This is a genomic window from Corynebacterium sp. NML180780, from assembly GCF_007786415.1.
Taxonomy (GTDB): Bacteria; Actinomycetota; Actinomycetes; order Mycobacteriales; family Mycobacteriaceae; genus Corynebacterium; species Corynebacterium gottingense.
In genome coordinates this window covers 159930-180919 of sequence record NZ_VNKN01000001.1, presented here as the reverse complement: position 1 = coordinate 180919, position 20990 = coordinate 159930, and the positions used below count along the sequence as shown (strand labels likewise).

Below are 20990 nucleotides of genomic sequence, written 5' to 3'. Positions count from 1 at the left end.
TCCAGCGGCACGGGGCGCTACGCGACGATCCTATCCAGGTGCAGCTGCCACACCGTGTCAATCTCCATGGTGTGGTTGGCCAGACGGAAGTCCTCGTCGGCGGCTTCGAGGAACCGCGTGACGTCGTCAAGCGAATAGCTCGGGGACGCAGTGACGGTGAAGCGCGCCGTGGGGCGGTTGCCCACAACGGAGACCTTGCTGCGGGCCTCGGTAACCATCTCGGACTTTTCCAGGAACGCGCAGGCGGCGTCGGCGACACGGGCAACGTTTATTGTGCTGTCGCCGTGCTGCGAGTCCGCGGACATGATCTCGCGGGTGCTGAACGCGCGGCTGCGGATGTTGGCCAGGACGAACCATGCGCCAAGAATCAGCAGAGCGACGAACGCGATGATCAGCGCCGTGCGGTACCAGGACTCGTCGGGCGTTGTGCCCAGCGATTCGCGGTCGAAGCGGTTGAGGTACTCGCTCACGTAGGGGATTTCCCAGTAGTAGGCCACGGGGATGAGCCCCGCGACCAGCATGAGCAGGCCGACGAGGAACACAACGAGTCGGTCGAAGAAGGACAGTGTCTTGCTCATCGCTGAACCCCCTGGGTCTGCTGGGAAATCTCTGCGGCTGATTCCGGCGTGGCGTACGCGTCGGCAGCGCTGCCGGTCTGGTTCTCCGCACTCGCCGTGCTGGTCGAGGCGCTCTGCTGCTTCGGCGTGACCTTGACGCTGATGGCGGGCGGGGTGGTGAGCCGCTGGAATTCGCCGGACAGCACCGAGGTCAGGCGCTCCTGGAGCGCGGCACCGGAGCCGTCGTCCTCGACCTGCACGCGCAGCTTCTTGCGGTCCGCGCGGGACTGGATGCGCGCGTTGCCGACCTCGGCGCGCGTGGTGTGGGTCGCCTTGCGCGCGATGTCCACCGGGCGGGTCCAGATGGACGCCGGCGAATCAACACGCACGTGCGTGCGTCCCCTGGGCACGAAGGCGTAGACGATGAGCACGAGACCGATGATGGCGATGATGATGCCCACCGTCACGGCGGTGACGTCCATGGTGGCGCGGCCGACAAACTCGAAGACCGGGCGCAGCCACGAATCGTCGGAATTGCTGTTTTGGAAGAAGTACCACAGGTCGCGGCCGACCACCGCGGCGAGCGCGAGCAGGATCAGACCGATCAGCAGGGTGAGCCAGCGGACAGCGGGGTTTGCCCGCGGCTCGTCGCCCGGGTGCGGGCCCGCCGGGTGTGCGGTGGGCTGCACGGTCTGGGTGTGCGGCTGGTCGACCGGTGCTGTGGCGTCGTAAGTCGGCGCGGAGGTGCTATCGGGTGCGGTCATACTTATTCACCACCGGTGTAATAGAGATCTGTTTCAGCGGTTGCGGGCGCGGCGCTCGCGGGCGGACGACGCGCTGCGGCGTCGGGACCTGAGGCTCGCGCAGCGGCGTGGCGTTGACCGTGACCTTGCGCAGCGGGCGCGCCGGCCGCGTCTCCACCTTCCGCAGGCGCAGCGGGGCGGCGGTGATCTCGGTGAGCCTGCGGCGAGGCGGCACCTCGGTGCGGCGCACCGCTGCGGGCTCCGGCACCCGCACGCGCTTGAGCTGCGTGGAGTTCACGGTGAACGGTGCTGGCACGCGCGGCTCCGGGGTGCGCGGGGACCACGGCTGCGCAGGAGCAGGCTTATCGACGCCCCTGAGCCTCGGCCCTGCGGCCACAAAGCCCTTCGTCTGCACGTCCATCGGTTTCGGCGCACGGATGGACCTCGCGGTGGGTGCGGCTGGCGCGTGCACCGACGCGACCTTCGTCGGGCGCGGCGTGTTGAACTCCCACATGTCGTCCACGAGGGAACGCGCGTGGATGGCCTTCAGCGGTTGGCGCTCCCGCGTCACTGGAGAGGTCACCTTGAGCTGGTTGACTTTGATCGGCGTCGGGATGGCAAACGCGGAGTGGCTTGCCACGTCGTCCCACGTCACGCGCGAGTTCAGGTCCTGCGCCTCCACGCTGGAAACGGACACGTTGACGCGCGAGACGTCCAGACCGGTGAGGGTGCGCACGTGGGAGATCACGGTGGCGCGCACGGCGTCCGTGATGGCGGCGATCGGCGCGGGGTAGGCGGTAGCGATCTCGGCTTCGATTGCCGCGACACCCGATTGTCGGTCGAGGTGGACATCAATTCTGGGGAAGCTGCGGCCGGCCAGTCCGGCGAGCTTCGCATCCACCGCGAGGGTGCCGGGCACCGACGAAGCCGCCACCTCGGCGATGCGCTCAACTGAGCGCTCGCTGATGTGGTAGAACGTCGTACCCATTAGCTGCGGCCTTTACCGGAGCTCGTGCTCAGGATCTCGGCGATGTCGAGGCGGCCGTCGAGCTGCGCGCCGATGACGCCACCGACGATGGTGAATAGCAGCAGCCAAAGCAGGCCCAGCCATCCGCCGAACATGACGAAGAATGCGATGACCACGCCGATGATCACGCCGGCCAGCGTTTTATTGGAAGAAAGATTCATATCAATACCACTTTTCGGGGATTGGTGGCCGTGCGCCCCCGCGGGTGGCGGGGCGGCGCTCAGCCGCATGAGACGAGATCCGGGTGCCTACCGTGCGTCGGCCACGACGACGTCAACGAACGGGAGGTCCGTCGCGCCGAGTACGGCGGAGCGGACATCCTCGGCTACTGACTGAATGTCGCGCCCCGACGCCGTGTCGAAGACGATGTGCACTTCGATGCCGCGGTCGTCGTTGCGGGCGACCTGGCGCAAGCCGTCGATGCGGGCCTTTGGCAGCAGGAGCGCTACCTCGCCGACGCGGCCATTGTCCAGGGCAGCGACACCGGGAACACCGAGCGCACTGTCGCGGACGGCTTCCCCGACCTCAAGGGTGATGGGGGTCCGCGCCATAACTACTGACCCAGCGCCTGGTTATTGGACTGGAATGCAGCGTCCTCGTTGTCGGACTCGTCCTCCTGCTCCGGCAGGTGCACGTCGTGCACGGTGACGTCGACGCGGTCAACGATCAGGCCGGTCATGCGGGTCAGCGCGACGGTAACGTTCTCGCGGATCGCGTTCGCCAGCTCGTGGATAGCCACGCCGTACTCAGCGATGATCGCCACGGCGACGGAGGTGTGACCGTCCTCGACAGCCACGTTGACGCCCTGCTGGACGTTGGTGGAGGAGGTCAGAGATTCGCGGACCGCGCCCCACATACGGGCAGCGCCGCCGCCCAGGTTGTACACGCCGGAGACCTCGCGTGCAGCGATGCCGGCGATCTTGCCCACGACGTTGTCATCGATGACGGTGGAGCCGGAGTCGGACTCCAGGTTCTCGTTGCGCGGACGGGTCTGCTCGGCGTCCACGGCGGTCGAGGTGGAGTCGGTGGGGGCAGGGGTGTTCTCGTTCAGAGTGTGATCGGCCATGACTGGTCCTTCCTTCACTGCGTTTTGTAGCTGTAGAAAAATCGGCCCGTTCCACCTGCGTACAAGCGATGAACTGATGGATGAGCGGGCTCAGCAAACAAGGGTACACATTTTCCGCGCCGAGGCTCCGGGCGTTGAGGAGACCCGGCACGAATTGGTATTAAGTTGCAATCTTTGGGGTGGCGGGATGAGGGGGAGGTGGGGGCGTCGAGAAGCGAAAAAGCTCGGGCTTGCGTAAATGAGGAGGACGTGCTTTAATACTCGGGTTGCCGAAACATGGCGCGCAAGCGCGATGGTCCGGTAAACATGACACCTTCGGTTGAAGGGCCTGCCATGAGACACGGGCAGGACCGGAGAAGGCGCCATGGCAAATAAACAGCGGCAGTACGCAAGGGTCACGCACCCTTCCGAGTCTTGCACCCCGGCACGCGCCGAGGCAGAAGCACTGACTTGCAGCGCGCAGTTATTTGCTAGCGCCTTGTCACCTTCCGGAAGTGTCAAGAAGTCAATGAAACGACACTGGCGTTGAGCCATGGGCCCAGCCCGGACAACGTTATAGAGAAACTAGAAGCTACAAACCCCACCGCTTCGTCTTTGCCTCGTTCAACTACGAGCGAGGCGGGAATTGAAAGTGGGGATGCGAGGAAGAGGTAAGCGTGGCGGGACAGAAGATCCGCATCAGGCTCAAGGCCTACGACCACGAGGCGATCGACGCATCTGCGAAGAAGATCGTTGCTACGGTCACCCGCACGGGTGCCCGCGTCGTTGGACCGGTGCCGTTGCCCACCGAAAAGAACGTGTACGCCGTTATTCGTTCTCCCCACAAGTACAAGGACTCTCGCGAGCACTTCGAGATGCGCACTCACAAGCGCCTCATCGACATTCTCGATCCGACGCCGAAGACCGTTGACGCGCTCATGCGCATCGACCTTCCGGCAAGCGTCGACGTGAACATCCAGTAAGCAAGAGATCCCCAAAACGTTCAGTAGTGGAGAACTAATACATGTCTGAGAACCAGATCAAGGGCATTCTGGGTAAGAAGCTCGGCATGACCCAGGTCTTCGACGATGAGAACCGCGTAATCCCGGTGACCGTCGTCGAGGCTGGGCCGTGTGTGGTCACCCAGATCCGTACCAAAGAGACCGATGGCTACGACGCCATCCAGATTGCTTACGGCGACATTGACCCCCGTAAGTCCAAGAAGCCGCAGGCTGGCCACTTCAAGAAGGCTGGCGTGACGCCGCGTCGCGTTGTTGCGGAGATCCGCATGGACGATACCTCCGAGTACGAGGTCGGCCAGGAATACAACGCCACCATCTTCGACGGCGACGTGTTCGTCGACGTCGTCGGCACCACCAAGGGCAAGGGCTTTGCCGGCGCGATGAAGCGCCACGGCTTTGCCGGCCAGGGTGCCGCACACGGTAACCAGGCCTCCCACCGCCGCGTCGGCGGCATCGGTGGCTGTGCTACCCCGGGCCGTGTCTTCAAGGGCAAGCGCATGGCTGGCCGCATGGGCGGTAACCGCGTTACCACCCAGAACCTGAAGATCCAACGCATCGACGGCGACAACAATCTGATCCTGGTCAAGGGTGCAATCCCGGGCGCCAAGGGCAGCGTTGTTACCGTCAAGACCGCAGTGAAGGGCGGTGCTCACGCATGACGAACCTGACGCTTGACGTCCACACCGCTGACGGAAAGACCAACGGTTCCGTAGAGCTTCCGGCAGAACTTTTTGACCGCGAAGCTTCCATCCCGCTGCTGCACCAGGTTGTCACCGCACAGCTCGCAGCAGCTCGTCAGGGAACCCACGCCACCAAGACCCGCGCCGACGTGCGCGGCGGTGGTAAGAAGCCGTTCCGCCAGAAGGGCACCGGCCGTGCCCGCCAGGGTTCCATCCGCGCTCCGCAGTTCACCGGCGGCGGCACCGTTCACGGTCCGCAGCCGCGTTCCTACGCGCAGCGCACCCCCAAGAAAATGATTAAGGCAGCTCTCGTAGGTGCCCTCACCGACCGCGCGCGTAACGCACGCATCCACGTCGTTGAGGACCTGGTCCCGGGCCAGAAGCCCTCGACCAAGTCTGCACGCACCTTCCTGGAGCGCCTGACCGACCGTAAGTCCGTTCTGCTGGTGATCGGCCGCGATGACAACAACTCCCGTCTTTCCGCAAGGAACCTGCCGGGCGTCCACATCATCGAGCCGGGTCAGCTGAACACCTACGACGTGCTCAACGCAGACGACGTGGTCTTCTCGGTCGAGGCACTGCACACCTTCATCAACCGCGACGCGGCACAGGCTACCGCCACCGCTGCGGAGGAGGAGAAGTAAATGGCTAAGACTGTTAACCCGCGCGACATCATCATCGCCCCGGTCCTCTCCGAGAAGACCTACGCGCTGATGGAGCAGAACACCTACACGTTCTATGTCAGCCCGTCTGCTAACAAGACCCAGATCAAGATCGCCGTGGAAGAGATCTTCGGCGTCGACGTCGCTTCGGTGAACACCGCCAACCGTGAGGGCAAGCGCAAGCGCACCCGCACCGGCTACGGCAAGCGCAAGGACACCAAGCGCGCCTACGTCACTCTCCGCGAGGGCAGCGACTCCATCGACATCTTCGGCGGTGCAACCGCCTAACAGCGGCTGCTGCAGAAGACACCGATAGAAAAGGACACACTATGGCTATTCGTAAATACAAGCCGACAACTCCGGGTCGCCGTGCCAGCTCCGTTTCCGAGTTCGACGAGATCACTCGCTCGACCCCGGAAAAGTCGCTGCTGCGCCCGCTCCCGAAGAAGGGTGGCCGTAACACCCACGGCCACATCACCACTCGTCACCGCGGCGGCGGCCACAAGCGTCGCTACCGCGTCATCGACTTCCGCCGTTCCGACAAGGACGGCGTGCTGGCAAAGGTCGCTCACATCGAGTACGACCCGAACCGCACCGCAAACATTGCACTGCTCCACTACTACGACGGTGAGAAGCGCTACATCATTGCGCCGAAGGGCCTGAAGCAGGGCACCGTGATCGAGTCGGGCGCTAACGCGGACATCAAGGTTGGCAACAACCTTCCGCTGCGCAACATCCCGACCGGTACCACCATCCACGCTGTGGAGCTCAAGCCCGGTGCTGGCGCCAAGCTTGCCCGTTCCGCTGGGTCTTCGATCCAGCTGCTGGGTAAGGAAGGCTCCTACGCCGTGCTGCGTATGCCGTCCTCCGAGATCCGTCGCGTGGACATCCGCTGCCGCGCAACGGTGGGCGAGGTTGGCAACGCTGACCAGATCAACATCCGTTGGGGCAAGGCCGGCCGTATGCGCTGGAAGGGCTGGAGGCCCACTGTCCGCGGTGTTGTCATGAACCCGGTCGACCACCCGCACGGTGGTGGTGAGGGTAAGACTTCCGGTGGCCGTCACCCGGTTTCCCCGTGGGGCCAGAAGGAAGGCCGTACCCGCAACCCGAACCGTTACTCCAACAACATGATCGTGCGTCGTCGTCGCTCGAAGAACAAGAAGCGCTAAGAGGAGGTAAACAGACATGCCACGCAGCCTGAAGAAGGGCCCGTTCGTCGATGAGCACCTCCTCAACAAGGTGGATGCTCAGAACGAGGCCGGCACCAAGCAGGTCATCAAGACCTGGTCCCGCCGCTCGACCATTCTCCCCGATTTCATCGGACACACTTTCGCCGTCCACGACGGCCGTAAGCATGTCCCGGTGTTTGTCGATGAGTCCATGGTCGGTCACAAGCTCGGCGAGTTTGCACCAACCAAGACCTTCAAGGGTCACGTCAAGGTAGAGAAGGGACGTCGATAAGCAATGGCTGACACAATCACCACTGCATCCGCGACGGCCAAGTTCGTCCGCACTTCCCCGATGAAGGCCCGCCGCGTGCTGGCCCTCGTCCGCGGTAAGTCCGTATCTGAGGCACTCGCCATCCTGAAGTACGCGCCGCAGGCAGCGTCCAAGGATGTTGCGAAGGTTGTTGCTTCCGCAGCTGCCAACGCCGAGAACAACTTCGGTCTGGACCCGCGCACGCTCGTCGTGTCCGAGTGCTGGGCCAACGAAGGCCCCACTATGCGTCGCTACCAGCCGCGCGCCCAGGGCCGCGCCTTCCAGATCCGGAAGCGCACGTCCCACATCACCGTCGTTGTCGAGTCCAAGGAAGGGGCTAAGTAATGGGCCAGAAAATTCACCCACACGGCCTGCGCCTGGGTATCACCGCTGACTACAAGTCCCACTGGTACGCCGACAAGAACTACGCAGACTACGTTCACGAGGACATCAAGATCCGTGAATTCCTGTCCAAGGGCCTCGAGCGCGCCGGCATCGCCGACGTCAACATCGAGCGCACCCGCGACCGCGTCCGCGTTGACATTCACACCGCCCGCCCGGGCATTGTGATTGGCCGCCGCGGTGCTGAGGCTGACCGCATCCGCCGCGAGCTGGAGAAGCTCACCGGCAAGATGGTCGCCCTCAACATCCTCGAGGTCAAGAACGTTGACGCCAACGCGACCCTCGTTGCACAGTCCATCGCTGAGCAGCTGGTCAACCGTGTTGCGTTCCGTCGCGCAATGCGCAAGGCTATCCAGTCCGCAATGCGCAACCCGCAGGTCAAGGGCATCAAGGTGATGACCTCTGGCCGTCTGGGTGGCGCTGAAATGTCCCGCGTCGAGCGCTACCACGAAGGCCGTGTGCCGCTGCACACCCTGCGTGCGGAGATCGACTACGGCACCGCAGAAGCCCACACCACCTTCGGCGTCATCGGCGTCAAGGTCTGGATCTACAAGGGCGACGTTGTTGGCGGTGTCCGCGAGTCCGAGCTCAACGCTCCGTCCAACGAGCGCCGTGGCCGCGGCGACCGTCGCCCGCGTCGCGGCGGCCAGCGCCGCCAGCGCGCCGAGAAGAAGCAGGAGGGCTAAACACATGCTTATCCCTAAGCGCGTGAAGTACCGCCGCCAGCACCGCCCGAACCGTCGTGGCGTGTCCAAGGGCGGGAACACCATTAACTTCGGTGACTGGGGCCTGCAGGCACTCGAGCCGGCCTACATCACCAACCGTCAGATTGAGGCATCCCGTATTGCCATCAACCGCCACGTCAAGCGTGGCGGCAAGGTCTGGATCAACATCTTCCCGGACCGCCCGCTGACCCAGAAGCCGCTCGGCGTGCGTATGGGTTCCGGTAAGGGCCCGGTGGAGAAGTGGGTTGCCAACGTGAAGCCGGGTCGCATCCTTTTCGAGATGTCCTACCCGAATGACGAGGTTGCCATCGAGGCTCTGCGCCGTGCGGCTGCGAAGCTTCCGTGCAAGACTCGCATCATCAAGAAGGAGGACCAGTACTAATGGCGAACGGTACCCCCGCATCTGAGTTCCGCGAACTCACCGATGAAGAGCTGAAGAGCCGCCTGTCCGACGCGAAGGAAGAGCTGTTCAACCTGCGCTTCCAGCTCGCGACCGGCCAGCTGACCAACAACCGCCGCATCTCCACCGTGAAGCGCGACATCGCACGCATCTACACCGTGCTGCGCGAGCGAGAGCTCGGCCTGTCCGTCGTCCCGGGAGCTGAGGCTTAATCATGAGTGAGGCAAACGTGACTGAACAGAACACCCAGAAGGCAGTGCAGAAGCGCCGCCGCGGCTACGTCGTGTCCGACAAGATGGACAAGACCATCGTCGTTGAGGTCGAGGACCGCAAGTCCCACGGCCTGTACAGCAAGATTGTCCGCACGACCAACCGCGTCAAGGCTCACGACGAGGACAACACCGCCGGCGTCGGCGACCTGGTCCTCATCGAGGAGACCCGCCCGCTGTCCAAGGACAAGCACTTCCGTCTCGTCGAGATCGTCGAGAAGGCTCGCTAGTCCCTAGCGGACCCCGCACCAACCGCACCCTCTCCAAGGGGGTGCGGTTTTTGCATGCTTATCGACGCCACCGTGGCGGGCAAGTAGGCGTCGATAGGCATCTGCCCGGGCGCGGTACTACAGTGTGTACGTCGCTGACCCCGAGACCCGGAGGACCTGATGCCTGTGGAAACGCTGACCGCCCAGGCCGGCGAGCGCTACGCGCCCCGGCCAACAGTGTGGGAGGCGCTGCGAACGCCGCGGATCCTGAGCAAGGAGGTGCTGGCCGGGCTCGTCGTGGGCCTGGCGCTGATTCCGGAGGCGATCAGCTTCTCCGTGATCGCGGGCGTGGACCCCAAGGTGGGGCTGTACTCGTCGTTCATCATGGCGACGGTCACGGCGATAGTTGGCGGGAGGCCGGCCATGATCTCGGCGTCGACCGGCGCGGTCGCACTCGTGGTCGCGCCACTCGTGCGCGCGCACGGCTACGACTACCTGCTGGCCACGATCATGCTCGCCGGCGTGTTCCAGATTGTGCTGGCGCTGCTCGGGGTGGCCAAACTGATGCGGTTCATCCCGCGCAGCGTCATGGTGGGCTTTGTGAACTCACTGGCCATCATGGTCTTTTCGGCGCAGCTGCCCGAGCTGTTCGGCGTCCCCGCCGCCGTCTACCCGCTCGTCGCACTCGGCCTGGTCATCGTGATTGCCATGCCGCGCATCACGGAAGCGGTGCCGCCGCCGCTCGTGGCCATCGTGGTGGTCAGCGCGGTAGTGATCGGGTTTGGCATCGACGTGCCAACCGTGGGGGACCGCGGCGAGCTACCGCGCTCCCTGCCGCACATGGTGGTGCCGCAGATCCCGTGGGAACTGGACACGCTCAAGGTGGTGGCCCCGTACGCGCTGGCGGTGGCGCTGGTGGGGCTCATGGAGTCGCTGCTGACGGCGAAACTCATCGATGAGATCACGGATACCCACTCCAACAAGACCCGCGAGGGGATCGGGCAGGGGGCCGCGAACATGGTCTCCAGCCTCTTCGGCGGTATGGGCGGCTGCGCTGTGATTGGGCAGTCCATGATCAACGTCAAGGCGTCGGGCGCGCGCACCCGCGTGTCCACCTTCCTCGCCGGCACGTTCCTGCTTGGGCTGATGCTGCTGCTCAATGAGCTGGTCGGCCAGATCCCCATGGCAGCGCTCGTGGCCGTGATGATCATGGTGGCCATCGGCAGTTTTGACTGGCACTCGGTGCGCCCGTCCACGCTGCGCAAGCTCCCGCTGTCTGAGACGGTCATTATGGCGCTTACCGTGGTCGTGGTGATCCTGACGGGCAACCTGGCCATCGGCGTGGTGGTCGGCGTGCTCGCGGCGTCCGTGGTGTTCGTGCGTAACGTGGCGCACCTGGTGGAGGTCACCCGCGAGGAGGTCGACGGTGAGGCGCGCTACGCGGTGCGCGGCCAGCTCCTGTTCGCGTCTTCGAACGACTTGACCACGCTGTTTCGGTACTCCGCCGACCCGGAACGGGTGGTGGTGGACCTCAGCGAGGCCACCCTGTGGGATGCGTCCACGATCGCTGCGCTGGATTCCATCGAGCAGCGCTACGCCCAGTACGGGAAGACGGTGACCTTCGTGGGGATGGGCGAGCGTTCGAGCGCGTTCCACGGGAAATTGACCGGCGTGATGGGGTAGGGGACGCGGAGGTGCCGGCGAACTGGCTGTTGGGGGAAAGCCACCGCGCACCGCTTTTTAGCCGGTACGATCGGGGGTAATTGGCGCAGCCGCGCCGCCCCTACTGCAAAGGACGGTTTTATGAGTACGCAGACCACCCATGCCGAGATTCTGGTCGTGGGCTTCGGCATGGTTGGGCACCGTTTTGCCCAAGAGATTTCGGCGCGGCGCCCGGACGCGCAGATCACGGTGATCAACCGTGAGACCGAGGATTACGCCTACGACCGCGTGCAGCTGTCCAGCTACGTGGGCAACTGGGACCGCGAGGCGCTCTACCTCGACCGTCTCCCGGAAAATGTCACAGTGGTGCCGGGACGCGCGGTGTCGATTAAGCCTGAGGCGAAGGAGCTTGTGCTTGACGACGGCCGCGTGTTCGCCTACGAAGAACTCGTCCTTGCCACCGGCTCGCGCGCGTTCGTGCCGCGCCTCCCGGGCAATGAGCTGCCGCAGGTGCACGTCTACCGCACGCTCGACGACATGGACGGTATCCGCGCGGCGATCGAGGGCGTGGTGGGCACGCACGGCGAAGCGACCGCCGTGGTGATTGGCGGTGGCCTCCTTGGGCTTGAGGCGGCAGGCGCTGCTCAGCACATGGGCGCGAAAACACACGTTGTAGAAATGGCCCCGCGGCTCATGCCGTTGCAGGTGGATGACGCAGGCGGCGAGATGCTCTCGCAGGCGATCCGCCAGATGGGCGTGGACGTCCACGTCGGGGTGACCAGTCGCGCCATCGAGCCGTCGACGCAGCGCGAGGGGGCCGTCGTGTTGGACCTGGGCGAAGACGGCCAGATCGAGACCGACCTGGTGATCTTCTCCGCCGGCATCCGCCCGCGCGACACGATGGGCCCGGACGCTGGCCTGGAACTCGGGCCACGCGGTGGCTTCCTCACCGACCGCCAGTGCCGAACCTCCATCGAGCACATCTCCGCCATCGGCGAGTGCGCAGCGGTGGATGGCAAGACGTACGGACTGGTCGCGCCCGGCAACACCATGGCGCAGATTGTGGCGGCGCGCCTGGCGGGCGAGGAAGGTCCCGACTTCGAGGACCCGGATATGTCCACCAAGCTCAAGCTCATGGGCGTGGACGTCGCCTCCTTCGGCGACGCGTTCAATGCCGACGAGGGCCACAAGGAGCTGCACATCCAGGACCCGGTCTCGGGCGTGTACAAGAAGCTCATCCTGGACGCGGAGGGCAAGCGCCTCATCGGCGGAATTTTGGTCGGCGAGGCCTCGAACTACTCGATGCTGCGCCCGATGGTTGGCTCCGAGCTGCCGGGCGACCCTGTCAGCCTGATTGCCCCCGAGTCTGGGGCGGGGACCACCGCCATTGGTGCGGGCGATCTCCCGGACGCGGCGCAAATCTGTTCCTGCAACAACGTGTCCAAGGGTGAAATCCGTGCGGCCATCGGCCAGGGGTGCCACTCGGTGGAAACGCTCATGGGCGCGACCCGCGCCGGTACTTCGTGCGGGTCCTGTATCCCGCTGCTCAAGGGCATTTTGGAAGCCGAAGGCATTGAGCAATCGAAGGCCGTGTGCCCCCACTTCCAGCAATCGCGCGCCGAGCTTTTCGAAATCGCCCGCTCCACCGGTATTACAGACTTCCCGACCTTCATTGAGCGCTTCGGCACCGGTGGCGGTTGCGAGGTGTGCAAGCCAACGTTCGCGAACATTGTGGCGTCCATGCATACCGAAAATCACGTGCTCGACGGGGCGAGCGCCGGTCTGCAGGATACGAACGACCGCATGTTGGGCAACATGCAGAAGAACGGAACCTACTCCGTGATCCCGCGCCAGCCGGCAGGCAACGTGACCCCGGCACAGCTGCAGGAGATGGGGCGCATCGCCGAGGACTTCGGCCTCTACCTCAAAATCACCGGTGCCCAGCGTATCGCCATGTTCGGCGCGCGCACCGAGGACCTTCCGGAGATCTGGCGCAGACTGATCGACGTGGGGATGGAGTCCGGTCAGGCGTACGGCAAGTCCCTGCGCGCGGTGAAGTCCTGCGTGGGCACGGACTGGTGCCGCTACGGACAGCAGGACTCGGTGGCTATGGCAATCAATTTGGAGTTGCGCTACCGAGGTCTTCGCTCCCCGCACAAGCTGAAGATGGGCGTGTCGGGTTGTGCCCGCGAGTGCGCGGAGGCGCGAGGCAAGGATATTGGCGTGATTGCTACCGAGCAGGGTTGGAACCTGTACGTGGGTGGTAATGGTGGCGCGACGCCGCGCCAGGCACAGCTGTTGGCCAAGGACCTCACCGACGAGCCCCTGATCCGTTACATCGACCGCTACTTGGCCTTCTACATCCGCAACGCCGATCGCCTGCAGCGCACCGCCGCCTGGCAGGCGGAGGTCGAGGGGGGTCTCGACCACATCCGGGACGTGGTGGTGGATGATTCGCTGGGTATTGCCGATGACCTGGAGGCGTTCATGGACCACCACGTAGCGAACTACTCGGACGAGTGGCAGGACGTGCTGAATGATCCGGAGAAACTGAAGCGCTTCGTGTCCTTTATTAATGCGCCGGGTACCCCGGACCCCACCGTGCAGTTTGAAGAGCACCCGCAAGGTGGTCGAAAGGTCCCGTTGATGACCCCGACCGTTGGCGCTGCCAACTAGCCAGTGTGAATCACTAGAGATTGGGAGAAAAATGACAGACACAGTGATTTGTGCACTGAAGGACCTCTCGGTGGGCGTGGGCGTCGCTGCACTCTTGCCCGGCGAGACGCAGGTAGCGGTGTTCCGACTCCGCACCGTCGACGGCGAGCAGCTGTACGTGGTGGACAACATCGATCCGTACACGGGTGCCGGCGTGCTCTCGCGCGGTATCGTGGGGGAGGTCGATGGGCGCCCCACGATTGCTTCGCCGTTGCTCAAGCAGAGGTTCTATCTTGACGACGGTGCATCGTTGCAGGGAGACAACCACACCATCACCACGTACGCGGTCCGGGTGGACGGCGAGGGCGACAACGCAAAGGTTGTCGTATCCAATTAAGCGCGCGCGAACTCGGAGCAATGGTGTACCCCGTGTATTCTGGTCGCTATGTGTGGAATCGTTGGATATATTGGTGACCCCGCGTCGGGCGAGCACGACGCCCTGGGCGTGATTATTGAAGGTTTGCGCAGGCTGGAGTACCGAGGGTACGACTCTGCTGGCGTCGCCGTGATGAGCGGCAACGCGATCGAGCACCGCAAGAAGGCGGGCAAGGTCGCAGACCTGGAGGCGGAGATTGAAAAGGCCCCGCTCCCGGGCTCCAACTTGGGCATTGGCCACACCCGCTGGGCCACGCACGGCGGCCCGACCGACGCGAACGCGCACCCGCACGTAGTGGGCAACGGCCGCCTCGCGGTGGTGCACAACGGCATCATTGAGAACTTCGCCTCCCTGCGCCACGAGCTGGAGGAGAAGGGCCACACCTTTATTTCCGAGACCGATACTGAGGTCGCCGCGACCGTCCTGCTCGATGTCTACGACAACGAGGCTGACGGCGACCTGACCAAGGCGATGCAGATCACCGCGAACCGCCTCGAGGGTGCCTTCACTCTGCTGGCCATCCACGCGGATCACCCGGACCGCATCGTCGCTGCGCGCCTGAACTCCCCGCTGGTCATCGGCCTGGGCGAGGACCGCAACTTCCTCGGTTCCGATGTCTCCGGCTTCATCGAGTTCACCCGCGACGCGGTGGAGATGGACAACGGCCAGATTGTCACCCTGACGGCGCACGATTACGAGATCACCTCCTTCGACGGCGAGCAGGCCGAGGGCAAGCCGTTCCGCGTCGAGTGGGACGTCACCGCAGCGGAAAAGGGCGGCTACAACTCCTTCATGGAGAAGGAGATCCACGACCAGCCGTCGGCAGTCCGCGACACGCTCTACGGTCGCTTCAACGAGGAGGGTGCCCTGACGCTGGACGAGCTGCGTATCGACGAATCGCTGCTCCGCTCCATCAACAAGATCATCATCGTCGCCTGCGGCACCGCCTCCTACGCGGGCCAGGTCGCGCGCTACGCCATCGAGCACTGGTGCCGCATCCCCACGGAGGTGGAGCTCGCGCACGAGTTCCGCTACCGCGACCCGATCGTCAACGAGCAGACCCTTGTGGTCGCCGTGTCCCAGTCCGGCGAGACCATGGACACCCTGATGGCCGTGCGCCACGCCCGTGAGCAGGGCGCGAAGGTCATCGCGATCTGCAACACCGTCGGTTCCTCCATCCCGCGCGAGTCCGACGCGGTCCTGTACACCTACGCCGGCCCGGAGATCGCCGTGGCGTCCACCAAGGCGTTCATCTCCCAGATCGTGGCGTCCTACCTGCTCGCCCTGTACCTGTCCCAGGTGCGCGGCGACAAGTACGCGGACGAGATCCGCGGCGTGGTGGATGAGCTGCAGGCCATGCCGGACAAGCTGCAGAAGGTCCTGGACAACGAGGACCAGGTCAAGCAGCTGGGCAAGGACCTGGCAAACGCCAAGTCGGTGCTGTTCCTGGGGCGCCACGTGGGCTTCCCGGTCGCGCTCGAGGGTGCGCTGAAGCTCAAGGAGGTCGCGTACCTGCACTCGGAGGGCTTCGCCGCCGGCGAGCTCAAGCACGGCCCGATCGCGCTCGTGGAGGAGGGGCAGCCGGTGTTCATCATCGTGCCCTCCAAGCACTCGCGCAATAACCTCCACGCCAAGGTTGTCTCCAACATCCAGGAGGTCCGCGCCCGCGGCGCCGTGACCATCGTGATCGCGGAGGAGGGCGACGAGGACGTCAACCAGTACGCCAACGAGGTCATCCGCATTCCGGAGTCCGCCGGCCTCATGCAGCCGATCCTGTCCACGGTGCCGCTGCAGATCTTCGCCTGCGCCGTTGCGGAGGCCCGCGGCCTGAACGTGGATCAGCCGCGCAACCTGGCCAAGTCTGTGACTGTGGAGTAGCAGCCGAAGCTAGCGCAGCGCACGCCCGCCCTGGAAGGCAAGAACGTCTTCCAGGGCGGGCGTTTCTGCTCCCGTGCGCGAGACGGTGAGCGCACCCGCGTGGGCGGCGAAGGACAAGATGTCCGCCCACTCGTCCTCCCGAAGCGCGAGGAGGCCCTCGCGGCCGAGCGCGCGGGCGACGTTGAACGGGCCGCCACCAAGCGCAGGCTGGAGCGGCCCGAGCGCGTCGGTGGTGGTGGGCACGAGGTCAACGCGGGCTTCGCCACACACGGTAATCATGCCCCTCACCCTAAACTATGCACCATGACGTACCGCCCGAAGTTTCACCTCACCCCGCCCCAGGGCCGCCTCAACGACCCGAACGGGCTCACGCTGATCGGCGACGAGCTCCACGTGTTTTACCAGCACGACCCGGCCTTCCCGCACGGGCAGCGCCGCACCGGCTGGGGCCACGCGGTGACCAGGCTTGGCAGCGGCGAGTTCTACCACCTGCCCGACGCGCTCTACCCGGACTTTCCGTACGACGCGGACGGCTGCTTTTCGGGGTCTTCGGTGGTGCACGACGGGCGCATGCGCCTGTTCTATACCGGAAACCTGGACGCTGACGCCGACGCCGAGCACGAGCACCGCACGAGCCAGAACGTCGTGGATGTGCAGGACGTCCAGGGGCCGCTGGGCGGGACCTACCGGCGGCGCGCCGACAATCCGATCATCAACGGCTTCCCGGAGGGATTCACCTCGGACTTCCGTGACCCCCACGTGACCCAGGCCCCGGACGGCTCGTGGCGGATGCTCATCGGCGCGCGCAGCGAGTCCAACACGGGCGCGGTCGTGGTGTACACCTCCGACGATTTGGAGTCGTGGGAGTACGCCGGCCCCATCGAGTTCGTCGGCTTGGACTACAACACCGCGTCCGCCCACATGTGGGAGTGCCCGAACCTGGTGCGCATGACGGATCAGTCCACCGGCGAGGAGCTCGATGTGCTCGTCTTCTGCCCGCAGTTCGCGGACTCTGACGAGTGCGGCTACGTCGTGGGCCGTCTCGAAGGCCTGCGCTTCGAGGTCATCACGGGCTTTACCCCGCTGGACTACGGCCACCAGTTTTACGCCCCGCAGCTCATCAACTTCGGCCCCGGCGCACTCATGCTGGGCTGGATGGGCCTGCCCGCCCGCGACGACACGCCCACGCTCGCCGCGGAGGGGTGGGTGCACCAGCTCACGCTTCCCCGGGAGCTTTCGCTTATCGACGCCACCGTCCACACCACCCTCCGCCTCCCCCACAACGAAGATGAGATGGTCGTGTGGCGCAGCGAACTCGGTGCCGAGCCGCGCGCGGCCGAGCTCGTCGACGTGGACGGCAACGTCGGCGCGACCATCGCCTGGGCGCCGCACCCGGCCCCGCCCACTGGTGCGGTCCGCGGCACGCTGTCCGTCACCGTCGACGGTTTCATGCGCTGGGCGGACTGCGCCGCAGGTGAGCTGGTGTGCACCGCGGACGGGGCGGCGCTTGAAGTCACCGGCGGTGGCGGGGAGGTAGCGTTCTCCTCGGCTGTGTTCGCACCTGACGCGAACGAGTGGGCCGGCTTCCGGGCCGGAGAATCAGCGATGTAGATCAACAGAGGAGGACGAAATGGAGCCGCTGAGCGCGCTGCTGTTGTTTGTGATGGCGATGATGGCGGGGGCGATCAATTCCGCGGTGGGCTCCGGCTCGCTGCTCACGCTTCCGGTGCTCATGGCGCTGGGGTTGCCGCCCGGGGTGGCGGTGCGCACGAATACGACGGGCATGGTGTTCGCGTCGTTCGGCTCGGTGATGGGCTATCGCAAGGAGATCAAAAAGGAGCTCCCATATCTCGCGCCCATGGTGGTCGTGACCATCCTCGCCTCGGCGACCGGCTCGCTCCTGTTGTTGTCGTCGCCGTCGAGCACGCTGGATTTTCTCGTGCCGGTGCTCATCGTGGTGGCGCTGCTCATGGTGATTTTCCAGCCGAGGCTCACCGCGTGGCTCGGGCAGCGAGCTGCGGCGGGTGCACCGGGGGAGCCGGGCGGTGCTGGTGGCCAGGCGTGGAAGCGTCCCCAGCTGATCGCGCCGATGGGGGCCGCCGCGGTCTACGGGGGCTACTTCACCGCCGCGCAGGGGATTTTGTACATGGCCATTATGTCCGTGGCGACGGGGCGTTCGCTCAAGGACGTCAACCCGGTGAAGAACTTCTTGTCCCTGTTTGTCAACATCACCGCGGCGCTGGTGTACCTCGTTGCGTGGGCGTTCTTCGGGGCGGAGATTGTGTGGCTCGGGGTGCTCATCGTCGCCGCGGGCGGCCTGATTGGCGGCGTGGGCGGATCGCAAATAGCAAAGCGCCTTCCAAACTCCGTACTGCGCGGCATCATCGTCGTGGTGGCGTTGGTGGCGCTTGTGCGGCAGTTTGTGTAGGCGCTTGGGAAAGGGGCGCATCCGCGCCCCGGGGGAGAGTACTTAGACCGTCTTGTGGCCGATTGGGAAGCTGCGCAGCGGGGAGACGCCGCGGTTGAGCCAGGCGTAGACGCCGCCCATGATGAGGCCGCCGCCGACGTAGTTGCCCAGCCAGACGAACAGCCAGTTGGACAGGCCGTTGGCCAGGGTGAAGCCCTCGAAATGCTCCGGGCCGATGCCGTAGCCGGAGAGGGAGAAGATGACGAAGGACGCGATGGAGTGCTCGTACCCCATCGCCGCGAAGGACGGGATGACCAGCACGATGGCGATGAGCTTCGCGCTAAAGTCCTTTCCGGCCTGGACTGCCATGAGGATGCCGATGTTCACCACGGCGTTCGCGAAGATGCCCTCCAGGAAGAGGTGCGCCGGGTCCTTGGCCAGCTTGCCCGCGGTGGCGCCGTAGAGGAAGTTCTCTGCGGTGACGGTGTCGAACGCGGTCGTCTTGGTGATGAAGTACGCGGTGATCAGGACGCCGAGCAGGTTGAACAGCGTGCACACGACGACGGCGAAGAACGCTTTGAACCCGGGGACGCGACCGGTGATGGTGCCGTAGGTGGCGTACATCATATTGCCGGTGGCCAGCTCGGCACCGAGGACGATGATGATGTAGAGGGCGGTTGCGAAGATCGGGGCGAAGACATACTTACCGAAGCCGGGGAGCTGGGCCTCGACCGAGGTCGCTGCGACAGCGGCGAACGCGGTGATGATAGTGAGGAACATGCCAGCGAGCATGGAACGTACGGCGAACTTGGGGAGTTCGTGGGTGAAAAGGTACGCCTTAAAGCCGATTGATTCGGCCAACGTGCTGTCGAAGTTCATAGGTAACACCATACGTGGTTTAAGCTGCGCAATGCTAATTCTGCGCAGGTGATCCTCGCCACCATGCCCCCGTTATTGCCCCCGTTGTGGGCATTGCCACAAACCGGGACGATCGGCGCCGCGACAATGATACCGGATTTGGATTTCGGGCGCATATCGTGCTTTAATACTGCAGTTGTCTCTCGCTGGTCGGGTTGCAAGCGCGTTTCCGAGCTGAAAATCCGAGACCCTTCGACACCAGCTTGCGGCTTAAGGGCCGGGGCGGTGTTCGTCGATAAGCGAAGGCATGCAAGTAAGCACATGACCACGTGCGTACAGGACGGAAATCTGACGCACATCGATCCAGGTCAGGAGACCAACTGTGATTCAGCAAGAATCGCGTCTGAAGGTCGCCGACAACACTGGTGCACGCGAGCTGCTGTGCATCCGCGTTCTTGGCGGTTCTGTTCGACGCTTCGCCGGTATCGGCGACACGATCGTCGCCTCTGTGAAGGAAGCTACCCCGGGTGGCAACGTCAAGGAGGGTGAGGTTGTCAAGGCCGTCATCGTCCGCGCCACCAAGGAGACCCGTCGTCCGGACGGCTCCTACATCTCCTTCGACGAGAACGCTGCCGTTCTGATCAAGAACGACACCGAGCCGCGCGGTACCCGTATCTTCGGCCCCGTTGCTCGCGAGCTGCGCGACAAGAAGTTCATGAAGATTGTTTCTCTCGCACCGGAGGTGATCTAACTTATGAAGATCAAGAAGGGCGATATGGTCCAGGTCATCTCTGGCAAGGACAAGGGCGCGCAGGGCAAGGTCATCGAGGCCTACCCGAAGCGTGACAAGGTCCTCGTCGAGGGCGTGAACCGTGTGAAGAAGCACGTTGCAAACTCGTACAACGAGCGCGGCGCCGAGTCCGGCGGCATCGTCACCCAGGAAGCACCGATCCACGTGTCCAACGTGATGGTTCTGGATTCCGACGGCAACCCGACTCGCGTCGGCTACCGTTTTGACGAGGACGGCAACAAGGTCCGCGTAGCCAAGTCGAACGGGAAGGACATCTAGCATGAGCGAGAACTACACCCCGCGTCTGAAGACCCGTTACCAGGACGAGATCCGCACCCAGCTGAACGAGAAGTTCAGCTACGACAATGTCATGCAGATCCCGGGCCTGACCAAGATTGTTGTCAACATGGGTGTTGGCGACGCCGCGCGTGACTCCAAGGTCATCAACGGCGCACTCGAGGACCTCACTGCGATCACCGGCCAGAAGCCGCAGATTCGTCGCGCGAAGAAGTCCATCGCTAACTTCAAGCTCCGTGAAGGCATGCCGATCGGCGCGAAGGTCACCCTCCGCGGCGACCGCATGTGGGAGTTCCTGGACCGTCTCCTGACGGTCGCGCTTCCGCGTATCCGCGACTTCCGCGGCCTGAACGACAAGCAGTTCGACGGTGCGGGTAACTACACCTTCGGCCTGACCGAGCAGACCATGTTCTACGAGATCGACATTGACAAGATCGATCGCGTCCGCGGCATGGACATCACCGTCGTCACCACCGCGACGAACGACGACGAGGGTCGCGCGCTGCTGACGCACCTCGGCTTCCCGTTCGCCGACAAGGACGGCAAGATGAAGCGCGCATAAGCGCTTGCTTGATCGCTTGACGACGATGCCCCCGGCTTGGAGCCGGGGGCATTTTCGCGTTGGTGGGGTGGCAGCGCATTGGGAGGGCGCCTACTGGGTGTGAGAGATTTCTGACGTTTCCCGGAGGGGCGCTGCGTTTCACCAGGTGGCGCGGTCTAGGCCGTTGGCTGCGCGGGAAATTTTACGCATTCTCGTCATTCGGGGGTGCCCCAAGAGACGCGACAA

Annotated in this window: 28 protein-coding genes; 20 read left to right on the top strand and 8 right to left on the bottom strand. The window is 64.4% G+C overall.

The genetic code is table 11. The features are described from left to right. Window positions 1-17 precede the first annotated feature (17 nt). The 6 genes from FPP74_RS00935 to FPP74_RS00910 form a co-directional block, all read right to left on the bottom strand. Window positions 18-578: a hypothetical protein gene (locus FPP74_RS00935; protein WP_144716827.1), complete on the bottom strand. Its 561-nt coding sequence runs from the start codon at window positions 576-578 to the stop codon at window positions 18-20. After that, window positions 575-1321 carry a hypothetical protein gene (locus FPP74_RS00930; RefSeq protein ID WP_186439355.1) on the bottom strand — a complete coding sequence of 249 codons (747 nt, stop codon included), beginning with the start codon at window positions 1319-1321 and terminating at the stop codon, window positions 575-577. Before FPP74_RS00930 ends, FPP74_RS00935 begins: the two co-directional genes overlap by 4 nt. Next, complete coding sequence (locus FPP74_RS00925; RefSeq protein ID WP_144716825.1) at window positions 1305-2288, bottom strand: Asp23/Gls24 family envelope stress response protein; 984 nt, start codon at window positions 2286-2288, stop codon at window positions 1305-1307. Before FPP74_RS00925 ends, FPP74_RS00930 begins: the two co-directional genes overlap by 17 nt. After that, window positions 2288-2488, bottom strand: a complete 201-nt coding sequence (locus FPP74_RS00920) for a hypothetical protein (RefSeq protein ID WP_095277968.1) — start codon at window positions 2486-2488, stop codon at window positions 2288-2290. The genes FPP74_RS00925 and FPP74_RS00920 overlap by 1 nt, the downstream gene beginning before the upstream one ends. An 87-nt stretch (window positions 2489-2575) precedes the next feature. Then, window positions 2576-2878, bottom strand: a complete 303-nt coding sequence (locus FPP74_RS00915; protein ID WP_095537556.1) for a hypothetical protein — start codon at window positions 2876-2878, stop codon at window positions 2576-2578. A 2-nt stretch (window positions 2879-2880) separates the two neighbouring features. Further along, entirely contained in the window at window positions 2881-3393 is a 513-nt protein-coding gene (locus FPP74_RS00910; RefSeq protein WP_095535286.1) for an Asp23/Gls24 family envelope stress response protein, read from the bottom strand. Window positions 3394-4049: 656 nt separating this feature from the next. Here FPP74_RS00910 and rpsJ point away from each other — a divergent pair. From rpsJ to glmS, 15 genes are all read left to right on the top strand, one after another. Next, a complete protein-coding gene (gene rpsJ / locus FPP74_RS00905) occupies window positions 4050-4355 on the top strand; it encodes a 30S ribosomal protein S10 (protein WP_038588232.1) in 306 nt (101 codons plus the stop codon). A gap of 41 nt (window positions 4356-4396) precedes the next feature. Further along, window positions 4397-5053, top strand: a complete 657-nt coding sequence (gene rplC, locus FPP74_RS00900) for a 50S ribosomal protein L3 (protein WP_095277962.1) — start codon at window positions 4397-4399, stop codon at window positions 5051-5053. Beyond that, window positions 5050-5718, top strand: a complete 669-nt coding sequence (gene rplD, locus FPP74_RS00895; protein ID WP_095277960.1) for a 50S ribosomal protein L4 — start codon at window positions 5050-5052, stop codon at window positions 5716-5718. Before rplC ends, rplD begins: the two co-directional genes overlap by 4 nt. Next, a complete protein-coding gene (rplW, locus tag FPP74_RS00890) occupies window positions 5719-6024 on the top strand; it encodes a 50S ribosomal protein L23 (RefSeq protein WP_095277958.1) in 306 nt (101 codons plus the stop codon). 41 nt (window positions 6025-6065) lie between these two features. Next, on the top strand, window positions 6066-6905 hold the full coding sequence (gene rplB / locus FPP74_RS00885) for a 50S ribosomal protein L2 (RefSeq protein ID WP_095277956.1): 840 nt from the start codon (window positions 6066-6068) through the stop codon (window positions 6903-6905). Window positions 6906-6921: 16 nt separating this feature from the next. Continuing rightward, complete coding sequence (gene rpsS / locus FPP74_RS00880) at window positions 6922-7197, top strand: 30S ribosomal protein S19 (protein WP_095277954.1); 276 nt, start codon at window positions 6922-6924, stop codon at window positions 7195-7197. A 3-nt stretch (window positions 7198-7200) separates the two neighbouring features. Further along, window positions 7201-7560, top strand: coding sequence for a 50S ribosomal protein L22 (rplV, locus tag FPP74_RS00875; RefSeq protein ID WP_095277951.1), 360 nt, complete (start codon window positions 7201-7203; stop codon window positions 7558-7560). Beyond that, window positions 7560-8303 carry a 30S ribosomal protein S3 gene (gene rpsC, locus FPP74_RS00870; protein ID WP_095277949.1) on the top strand — a complete coding sequence of 248 codons (744 nt, stop codon included), beginning with the start codon at window positions 7560-7562 and terminating at the stop codon, window positions 8301-8303. The genes rplV and rpsC overlap by 1 nt, the downstream gene beginning before the upstream one ends. 4 nt (window positions 8304-8307) lie before the next feature. Next, window positions 8308-8724, top strand: coding sequence for a 50S ribosomal protein L16 (gene rplP / locus FPP74_RS00865; protein ID WP_095277947.1), 417 nt, complete (start codon window positions 8308-8310; stop codon window positions 8722-8724). After that, a complete protein-coding gene (gene rpmC / locus FPP74_RS00860) occupies window positions 8724-8954 on the top strand; it encodes a 50S ribosomal protein L29 (protein WP_038588270.1) in 231 nt (76 codons plus the stop codon). Before rplP ends, rpmC begins: the two co-directional genes overlap by 1 nt. Before the next feature lie 2 nt (window positions 8955-8956). Next, window positions 8957-9241, top strand: coding sequence for a 30S ribosomal protein S17 (rpsQ, locus tag FPP74_RS00855; protein WP_095277945.1), 285 nt, complete (start codon window positions 8957-8959; stop codon window positions 9239-9241). Between the two features lie 159 nt (window positions 9242-9400). Then, window positions 9401-10903, top strand: coding sequence for a SulP family inorganic anion transporter (locus tag FPP74_RS00850; RefSeq protein ID WP_144716823.1), 1503 nt, complete (start codon window positions 9401-9403; stop codon window positions 10901-10903). Window positions 10904-11023: 120 nt separating this feature from the next. Further along, window positions 11024-13558 carry a nitrite reductase large subunit NirB gene (gene nirB / locus FPP74_RS00845; RefSeq protein WP_144716821.1) on the top strand — a complete coding sequence of 845 codons (2535 nt, stop codon included), beginning with the start codon at window positions 11024-11026 and terminating at the stop codon, window positions 13556-13558. A gap of 31 nt (window positions 13559-13589) precedes the next feature. Further along, on the top strand, window positions 13590-13934 hold the full coding sequence (nirD, locus tag FPP74_RS00840; RefSeq protein ID WP_144716819.1) for a nitrite reductase small subunit NirD: 345 nt from the start codon (window positions 13590-13592) through the stop codon (window positions 13932-13934). A 48-nt stretch (window positions 13935-13982) separates the two neighbouring features. Further along, complete coding sequence (gene glmS / locus FPP74_RS00835; RefSeq protein WP_095546804.1) at window positions 13983-15851, top strand: glutamine--fructose-6-phosphate transaminase (isomerizing); 1869 nt, start codon at window positions 13983-13985, stop codon at window positions 15849-15851. A 9-nt stretch (window positions 15852-15860) separates the two neighbouring features. Here glmS and FPP74_RS12505 read toward each other — a convergent pair whose 3' ends face one another. Continuing rightward, window positions 15861-16130 carry a hypothetical protein gene (locus FPP74_RS12505; RefSeq protein ID WP_369825014.1) on the bottom strand — a complete coding sequence of 90 codons (270 nt, stop codon included), beginning with the start codon at window positions 16128-16130 and terminating at the stop codon, window positions 15861-15863. Window positions 16131-16154: 24 nt separating this feature from the next. Between FPP74_RS12505 and FPP74_RS00825 the strand changes: the two genes are divergently transcribed. Beyond that, window positions 16155-17462, top strand: a complete 1308-nt coding sequence (locus FPP74_RS00825; RefSeq protein ID WP_144716817.1) for a glycoside hydrolase family 32 protein — start codon at window positions 16155-16157, stop codon at window positions 17460-17462. A 19-nt stretch (window positions 17463-17481) separates the two neighbouring features. After that, window positions 17482-18279 (top strand): sulfite exporter TauE/SafE family protein, encoded by a 798-nt coding sequence (locus tag FPP74_RS00820; protein ID WP_144716815.1) that lies wholly within the window; start codon window positions 17482-17484, stop codon window positions 18277-18279. A gap of 42 nt (window positions 18280-18321) precedes the next feature. On the opposite strand, the gene FPP74_RS00815 is transcribed toward FPP74_RS00820, so the two are convergent. After that, window positions 18322-19137, bottom strand: a complete 816-nt coding sequence (locus tag FPP74_RS00815; RefSeq protein WP_158221603.1) for a formate/nitrite transporter family protein — start codon at window positions 19135-19137, stop codon at window positions 18322-18324. Window positions 19138-19498: 361 nt separating this feature from the next. Here FPP74_RS00815 and rplN point away from each other — a divergent pair, with 361 nt between their 5' ends. Genes rplN through rplE form a run of 3 tightly spaced genes read left to right on the top strand, consistent with a single transcriptional unit; the run spans window position 19499 to window position 20765 of the window. Beyond that, the gene (rplN, locus tag FPP74_RS00810; protein WP_095277925.1) at window positions 19499-19867 is read left to right on the top strand and encodes a 50S ribosomal protein L14; all 369 of its coding nucleotides are present in this window, start codon (window positions 19499-19501) and stop codon (window positions 19865-19867) included. 3 nt (window positions 19868-19870) lie between these two features. Then, window positions 19871-20185 carry a 50S ribosomal protein L24 gene (rplX, locus tag FPP74_RS00805; RefSeq protein WP_095277923.1) on the top strand — a complete coding sequence of 105 codons (315 nt, stop codon included), beginning with the start codon at window positions 19871-19873 and terminating at the stop codon, window positions 20183-20185. Between the two features lies 1 nt (window position 20186). Further along, a complete protein-coding gene (gene rplE / locus FPP74_RS00800; protein ID WP_095277921.1) occupies window positions 20187-20765 on the top strand; it encodes a 50S ribosomal protein L5 in 579 nt (192 codons plus the stop codon). The last annotated feature ends 225 nt before the right edge of the window (window positions 20766-20990 follow it).

Excerpts from the sequence above, each read along its gene's own strand:
- FPP74_RS00935 (WP_144716827.1), bottom strand. The coding sequence starts at position 578 with ATGAGCAAGACACTGTCCTTCTTCGACCGACTCGTTGTGTTCCTCGTC.
- FPP74_RS00930 (WP_186439355.1), bottom strand. The coding sequence starts at position 1,321 with ATGACCGCACCCGATAGCACCTCCGCGCCGACTTACGACGCCACAGCA.
- FPP74_RS00925 (WP_144716825.1), bottom strand. The coding sequence starts at position 2,288 with ATGGGTACGACGTTCTACCACATCAGCGAGCGCTCAGTTGAGCGCATC.
- FPP74_RS00920 (WP_095277968.1), bottom strand. The coding sequence starts at position 2,488 with ATGAATCTTTCTTCCAATAAAACGCTGGCCGGCGTGATCATCGGCGTG.
- FPP74_RS00915 (WP_095537556.1), bottom strand. The coding sequence starts at position 2,878 with ATGGCGCGGACCCCCATCACCCTTGAGGTCGGGGAAGCCGTCCGCGAC.
- FPP74_RS00910 (WP_095535286.1), bottom strand. The coding sequence starts at position 3,393 with ATGGCCGATCACACTCTGAACGAGAACACCCCTGCCCCCACCGACTCC.
- rplC (WP_095277962.1), top strand. The coding sequence starts at position 4,397 with ATGTCTGAGAACCAGATCAAGGGCATTCTGGGTAAGAAGCTCGGCATG.
- rplD (WP_095277960.1), top strand. The coding sequence starts at position 5,050 with ATGACGAACCTGACGCTTGACGTCCACACCGCTGACGGAAAGACCAAC.
- rplW (WP_095277958.1), top strand. The coding sequence starts at position 5,719 with ATGGCTAAGACTGTTAACCCGCGCGACATCATCATCGCCCCGGTCCTC.
- rplB (WP_095277956.1), top strand. The coding sequence starts at position 6,066 with ATGGCTATTCGTAAATACAAGCCGACAACTCCGGGTCGCCGTGCCAGC.
- rpsS (WP_095277954.1), top strand. The coding sequence starts at position 6,922 with ATGCCACGCAGCCTGAAGAAGGGCCCGTTCGTCGATGAGCACCTCCTC.
- rplV (WP_095277951.1), top strand. The coding sequence starts at position 7,201 with ATGGCTGACACAATCACCACTGCATCCGCGACGGCCAAGTTCGTCCGC.
- rpsC (WP_095277949.1), top strand. The coding sequence starts at position 7,560 with ATGGGCCAGAAAATTCACCCACACGGCCTGCGCCTGGGTATCACCGCT.
- rplP (WP_095277947.1), top strand. The coding sequence starts at position 8,308 with ATGCTTATCCCTAAGCGCGTGAAGTACCGCCGCCAGCACCGCCCGAAC.
- rpmC (WP_038588270.1), top strand. The coding sequence starts at position 8,724 with ATGGCGAACGGTACCCCCGCATCTGAGTTCCGCGAACTCACCGATGAA.
- rpsQ (WP_095277945.1), top strand. The coding sequence starts at position 8,957 with ATGAGTGAGGCAAACGTGACTGAACAGAACACCCAGAAGGCAGTGCAG.
- FPP74_RS00850 (WP_144716823.1), top strand. The coding sequence starts at position 9,401 with ATGCCTGTGGAAACGCTGACCGCCCAGGCCGGCGAGCGCTACGCGCCC.
- nirB (WP_144716821.1), top strand. The coding sequence starts at position 11,024 with ATGAGTACGCAGACCACCCATGCCGAGATTCTGGTCGTGGGCTTCGGC.
- nirD (WP_144716819.1), top strand. The coding sequence starts at position 13,590 with ATGACAGACACAGTGATTTGTGCACTGAAGGACCTCTCGGTGGGCGTG.
- glmS (WP_095546804.1), top strand. The coding sequence starts at position 13,983 with ATGTGTGGAATCGTTGGATATATTGGTGACCCCGCGTCGGGCGAGCAC.
- FPP74_RS12505 (WP_369825014.1), bottom strand. The coding sequence starts at position 16,130 with ATGATTACCGTGTGTGGCGAAGCCCGCGTTGACCTCGTGCCCACCACC.
- FPP74_RS00825 (WP_144716817.1), top strand. The coding sequence starts at position 16,155 with ATGACGTACCGCCCGAAGTTTCACCTCACCCCGCCCCAGGGCCGCCTC.
- FPP74_RS00820 (WP_144716815.1), top strand. The coding sequence starts at position 17,482 with ATGGAGCCGCTGAGCGCGCTGCTGTTGTTTGTGATGGCGATGATGGCG.
- FPP74_RS00815 (WP_158221603.1), bottom strand. The coding sequence starts at position 19,137 with ATGAACTTCGACAGCACGTTGGCCGAATCAATCGGCTTTAAGGCGTAC.
- rplX (WP_095277923.1), top strand. The coding sequence starts at position 19,871 with ATGAAGATCAAGAAGGGCGATATGGTCCAGGTCATCTCTGGCAAGGAC.
- rplE (WP_095277921.1), top strand. The coding sequence starts at position 20,187 with ATGAGCGAGAACTACACCCCGCGTCTGAAGACCCGTTACCAGGACGAG.